Origin of the sequence: Acinetobacter sp. YH1901141 (genome assembly GCF_013416935.1) — a bacterium.
Classification (GTDB): Bacteria; Pseudomonadota; Gammaproteobacteria; order Pseudomonadales; family Moraxellaceae; genus Acinetobacter; species Acinetobacter towneri.
On the sequence record NZ_VPEY01000053.1, the window covers coordinates 1 to 5,624 of the forward strand.

The window sequence follows — 5,624 nt, forward strand, 5'->3', positions numbered from 1 at the left end:
TACTCACCCGTCCGCCGCTAGCTCAGTTACCGAAGCAACCTCGCCCGCTCGACTTGCATGTGTTAAGCCTGCCGCCAGCGTTCAATCTGAGCCATGATCAAACTCTTCAGTTAAAATCATTTTGAAGCTTTAATCTAAACTTCCAAATCTGGCTCATCAATTTTCTGACTTAAATTTCGCTCAAATAAACTTCGAGTAATTTAAACCAATCAATCAATGAAATATCTTCGATCAATCAATCAGTAAAAATCCACACAAGTTGTTCTTCATAATCTCTTAATGATCTTAATTTCTGCCTCGTCAGCAGAAATTTTAACGCAAAACACTTCTAACAACTCAACCCTGTAAGCTAAGTTCGTAGGCTGTTTCGCGTCGGGATGGGTGCATTCTAGGGGATTTCAAAATCTTTGCAAGCCCCAAATTAGAATATTTTTCACGTATGTATTTTTTTTCTACAAAAATGCTTGGTTTTTTAATTTTTTAGCTATTTTTTCATCAAATTTAAATAAAAACTCTCCTCTACAATGCAGAGAGGACTTTTTTTATCCATACTTTTATGGGTTCAAATCGGTCAAGTTTTGAAGACTGCAATCAACGATTGCCAATGTATATGATTCGTTTCATCTTACGACATCTAAAAAATTTTACATCTCAGTTAAAAATGCTTTTGCATTATCCAAAATAATATTCCTACATACGGCGTACATCTAGCATTGATTTCATGTCAGCTTGGTGGTTTTGTCCGTTAATTCAAAGTTGATGCTTAGCATTTGCATTACCGACTTCAAGTTGACAAACCTACTCTTCTATTCGGCAAGTTTAGATCGCGCCATCCACATGCACTACTTACAAGATGTTTTACCATATATAAGTAGCTTTGAAATTTGAATTAGGTCTTAAAGTTTTAAGAATATTTTTATAAAACAAAGAGAAGTAATCTTACATTTTACCTTTAGATATAAAATACAACAAAACTAGAGGCAAAAAAAAGAAAGAGATCTCTCCCAAAATCTCTCCCTCGGAGTTGAATCTATATGCGATCCATATATCGTTATTATAGTTATACGAAAAAAAAGAGTCCCCTGGGGAAGGGACTTGTAAATTGTGGAGCTATAGTTATAAGTACCCTCTAGATCTGTTTTGTACACTGTGTCTAGATGGGTAAATCTTATACATAACTGAGCAAAAATGCAAGCTGCTTGGCAAAATTTAAGTGTTGTTTTTATAAGGTTTTTTTTGAATTTACTTATTCATATAATTAATATACCAAACAGAAAATAAAAGCAGACCGAAGCCTGCTTTTATTTCAATCACTTAGAATGGATCTAGTCCGTAAATGTGACTTTGGCAATGGCTTTTTTACCCGCCTGAATAATATATGTTGCGTTTTCTTTGACCGAGAAACCTGCATCAACCACATTCCAATCTACTTTTACTGCGCCACGTGCAACAGCATCTTTGGCTTGTGCGGCATTTTTGGTTAAACCTGCAGCACGTACAATAGAAGCAATAAATAATTCACCACCAAATTCAGCACGTGAAATCGTCACTTCTGGCGTACCTTCAGGTAATTCACCTTCGGTAATGATATTACCTGCACCTTTATGGGCATTGGCTGCAGCTTCGCTGCCGTGGAAACGCTCAACCAATTCGAGTGCCAAAATCTTTTTGATTTCTTGAGGATTACGACCTTCTGCCATTTCTTTGAGCAACACTTCAATTTCATCCATCGACTTGAAGCTGAGTAATTCAAAATAGCGCTCAATCAGACCATCAGGCATCGACAAGACTTTTTGATACATCGCACCCGGTGCATCAAATACGCCAATATAGTTGCCTAAAGATTTAGACATTTTATTCACGCCATCTAAACCTTCAAGAATTGGCACAGTAATACAAACTTGCGCTTCCTGATCATAACGACCTTGCAAGGTACGTCCCATCAACAAGTTAAAGGTCTGGTCTGTACCGCCCAATTCTACATCGGCTTGTAATGCCACCGAGTCATAACCTTGTACCAACGGATACAAAAATTCGTGAATCGCAATCGGTTGCTGGTTGTTATAACGCTTGGTGAAGTCATCACGTTCCAACATACGCGCTACGGTTTGCTGCGATGCCAACTGAATTAAGTCTGCTGCAGTTTTTGTTGCAAACCATTCAGAGTTAAACACCACTTTGGTTTTATTTGGATCAAGAATTTTAAAAACTTGTTCCTGATACGTTTTGGCATTTTCCAAGACTTTTTCACGTGACAACGGCGGACGTGTAGCACTTTTACCTGTTGGGTCACCAATCATGGCAGTGTAATCGCCAATCAAGAAAAATACTTCGTGACCTAAGTCTTGGAATACTTTTAATTTATTGATTAATACCGTATGCCCCAAGTGTAAATCAGGTGCAGTCGGGTCAAACCCCGCCTTAATTTTTAAAGGACGATTCTCTTTTAATTTCTTTAGAAGATCTTCTTCAGAAATAATTTCATGCGTGCCTCGTTGAATGAGAGCAAGTTGTTCTTCAGCCGGCAGGAAATTTGACATCACGAAATCCAAACACATCAGTTATTCAATTTGTGCGATATACTAACACTTTTTCAGCATATTGCAGGCTATAGAATAACCATGACAGCGATCTATATTGGGGTAATGACGGGCACAAGTATGGATGGTGTCGATCTTGTTGCTGCTTCTTTTGATCCACTGCAACTCCACGCGACCCTGACTTTGCCGTTTGATCCCGATTTACGTGACGAACTCATGGCACTGACTTTGCCAGGTGACAATGAAATTGACCGCATGGGCAAAGCAGATGTGGCTTTAGCCACCATGATTGGACATGGTATTAACAGCCTGATTGAAAAAAATAAACTGGATAAATCTCAAATTAAAGCGATTGGTTCGCATGGCCAGACCATTCGTCATCGTCCTGAACATGCTTTTACTTTACAAATTGGTGATCCGAACATCATCACCGAAATCACCCAAATTCCTGTAATTTCAGATTTTCGTCGTCGTGACATGGCTGCAGGCGGACAAGGCGCACCGTTAGTGCCCGCTTTCCATCAAAACTTATTCCAACATCCGAGTATTCATCGGGTAATTTTAAATTTAGGCGGCATTGCCAATGTCAGTTTGTTGCCTGCAGGACAGCCCGAAGCAGTATCGGGTTTTGATACAGGGCCTGCCAATATTTTAATGGATGCTTGGTGTGAGCGTTACACAGGACAACCTTATGATGAAAATGGCAATTGGGCTGCGTATGGACATCCGATTCGCAGCTTGTTAGATCGTTTACAAGCCCATGCTTTTTTCTCTAAAGAACCACCCAAAAGTACAGGGCGCGAAGACTTTAACTTGGAATGGCTAGATGAACAGGTTGCCGATTGGCGCAATGATGTGGAATATGACGAGCTGGAAGATAATCCTGAAAATATTCAAGCGACTTTATTAAAGCTCACCACCCGCGCGATTAAAAAAGCCATTTATCGTTCAGGCATGGATACAGGTGAAGTCTATGTCTGTGGCGGTGGTGCCTATAATTCTTATTTGCTAGAGCAATTGCGCTGGCGTTTGCGCAAACATCAATGGACTGTACAAAGTACAGCCGATTTAGGGCTAAACCCAACATGGGTCGAAGCCACCGCCTTTGCTTGGTTGGCAATGCGTTTTTGTCAGCAATTAAGTGGCAATTTACCTGCGGTCACAGGGGCTAAAGGTGATCGCATTTTAGGTACCATGACTTTGGTTTAAGGATGCACTTTTAAACCAGATCAGTAGCAACAAAAAAGCCTTTCCTCTTCTATATAGGAAAGGCTTTGATCATTTTGAGTGCATCAATCTACTTTTTCAGATGCTGATACTCAAAAATATTTAAATCATACTTAGATTGAGAATGAAGAACCACAACCACAAGTCGTGGTTGCATTCGGGTTTTGTACCACAAAACGCGAACCTTCCAAGCCTTCAATATAGTCCACTACCGAGCCAACTAAATATTGATAGCTGAGTGAATCGACCAGCATTTTTACATCGCCATTCACAAATTCTGCATCATCTTCATTTTGGCTTTCCGCAAAGTTAAAGCCATAAGAAAATCCTGAACAACCGCCACCTGTCACATATACACGTAGCATTAAGTCTTGATTACCTTCACTGTCACGCAATTGGCGAACTTTTTTAGCAGCGTTGTCGGTGAGCTCAAGTGCTTGGGCATTCATGATGGATTTTCCTCAGGTACAATTCAGATGTCTTTTCTGCAAAAAGACCACTTATCAAGTATAGCATACTCAATATTGGGACGGTGATGCAGAATTAAAGTGAATTCTGAGTAATTACCTCAAGATTCTCCAATTATTTGTAATTTTCGTCCTGCAAGCCACATTCAAAATTGGTTGGCGCTTCTTTACAGCGGAATTGCCACAATAATTTCATCATGCGTTTGTCATAAACACCACGTTTAGTTAAATCAATCCGCGATTCACGCATCATTTTTTGATAACCCGGTTGATCTGCTGCAGGCACTTGCATCCAATATTTTGCAGGAATATCGGCTTTCATTTTGCCTAAAATACCAAAGGCACGTGGTAACTGCCCTTTCACCCATTCACGTGATTTTTGCCCAAAACCTGCAGGGAATTTATCTGGGCGGATAATGATATTGCCCGTGACCTGTAAAATTGGATAATTCACAATCGCGCCTTTAGTGCCTAAGCCTTTATGTAGTTCCAAAGGACGGAATACTGCAGCAGGCGCACCAATAATATCGACCTGACCATTGTTAAATTTACTGCCAAAATTGGTGACATCGGCACTTACTGCTTGCGCACCAATTTGCTGTACCATAATTTTTTGCGCTTGGTCATAATCTAAAACAGCAATTTTTTTCCCCGCGGCTTTGGCGACACTATTAATACTGCGGTCATTCACCATCAAAAAGGCATCACCCACAGGAATGACACCTGCGACTTCATACTGACCATTGCGCATATATTTGGCAAAAGCAGGACTCGCCAAACCTTGCATGACTTTAACTGCCAGTTTTAAATCTGGAATCGCACCAATTGCATCTAATGAGCCTGTAAAATGGTTAAATTGACGACCACGCATGCCCGTCACACTAATACCATCACATTTTCCTGCTTTAAAATCTTCTGCAATCACGCCTTCGTTTTGACCTACGCGTAACTCAATTTCTGCGCCCCAGTTTTTGGCCGCCAATTGATAGTCTTGCATTAAGTTATAGACATCACCGTTTTTACCGACCAAGTCGAATACACAGACCACTTGCTTAGCCTGCACTGCACTGGCGGCTAAAGACAAGCCTGCACCGAATAATAAAGCTTGCGTCCATTGTTTCATTTTATAGTTCCTTCCATTTTTTGTTTTTCTGGTCAAAATTGATTCAAACCTTCAATTTTGTAGCACTGTACTTTTCATCAAGCTAAGATTAGCGAATTTTGATCTTTGGCTGATATGACTCAATTGACGAATCTTTCAATTTGACATCCTCCCCGACCTAAAGGACGGAGATTCCTACTGCTAGACGCTCATGCCCGAGCGCAAGAATATTCAGTGCGGAATTTACATCCCGATCATGGAGCGTACCACACTCCACACACTGCCATT

Annotated in this window: 5 protein-coding genes and 1 rRNA gene; 1 reads left to right on the plus strand and 5 read right to left on the minus strand. The window is 40.4% G+C overall.

Translation table 11 applies throughout. The annotated features are described in order from the left end of the window. Together FTV52_RS14120 and tyrS are read right to left on the minus strand one after the other, a co-directional pair. Positions 1-113 (minus strand): 16S ribosomal RNA (locus tag FTV52_RS14120); the annotation flags it as partial. Positions 114-1,325: 1,212 nt separating this feature from the next. Further along, positions 1,326-2,558 (minus strand): tyrosine--tRNA ligase, encoded by a 1,233-nt coding sequence (gene tyrS, locus FTV52_RS14125; RefSeq protein ID WP_179991025.1) that lies wholly within the window; start codon positions 2,556-2,558, stop codon positions 1,326-1,328. A gap of 63 nt (positions 2,559-2,621) precedes the next feature. On the opposite strand from tyrS, the gene FTV52_RS14130 reads away from it, so the two are divergent. Continuing rightward, positions 2,622-3,749 (plus strand): anhydro-N-acetylmuramic acid kinase, encoded by a 1,128-nt coding sequence (locus FTV52_RS14130; RefSeq protein ID WP_004969740.1) that lies wholly within the window; start codon positions 2,622-2,624, stop codon positions 3,747-3,749. A 131-nt stretch (positions 3,750-3,880) separates the two neighbouring features. Here the strand turns inward: FTV52_RS14130 and erpA are convergent, their stop codons facing one another. From erpA to FTV52_RS14145, 3 genes are all read right to left on the minus strand, one after another. Further along, positions 3,881-4,216: an iron-sulfur cluster insertion protein ErpA gene (gene erpA / locus FTV52_RS14135; RefSeq protein WP_004969742.1), complete on the minus strand. Its 336-nt coding sequence runs from the start codon at positions 4,214-4,216 to the stop codon at positions 3,881-3,883. A 133-nt stretch (positions 4,217-4,349) separates the two neighbouring features. Beyond that, on the minus strand, positions 4,350-5,357 hold the full coding sequence (locus tag FTV52_RS14140; protein WP_131261901.1) for a putative solute-binding protein: 1,008 nt from the start codon (positions 5,355-5,357) through the stop codon (positions 4,350-4,352). Positions 5,358-5,514: 157 nt separating this feature from the next. After that, on the minus strand, positions 5,515-5,624 hold a 110-nt coding region (locus FTV52_RS14145; RefSeq protein ID WP_179990606.1), incomplete at its 5' end, for a transposase.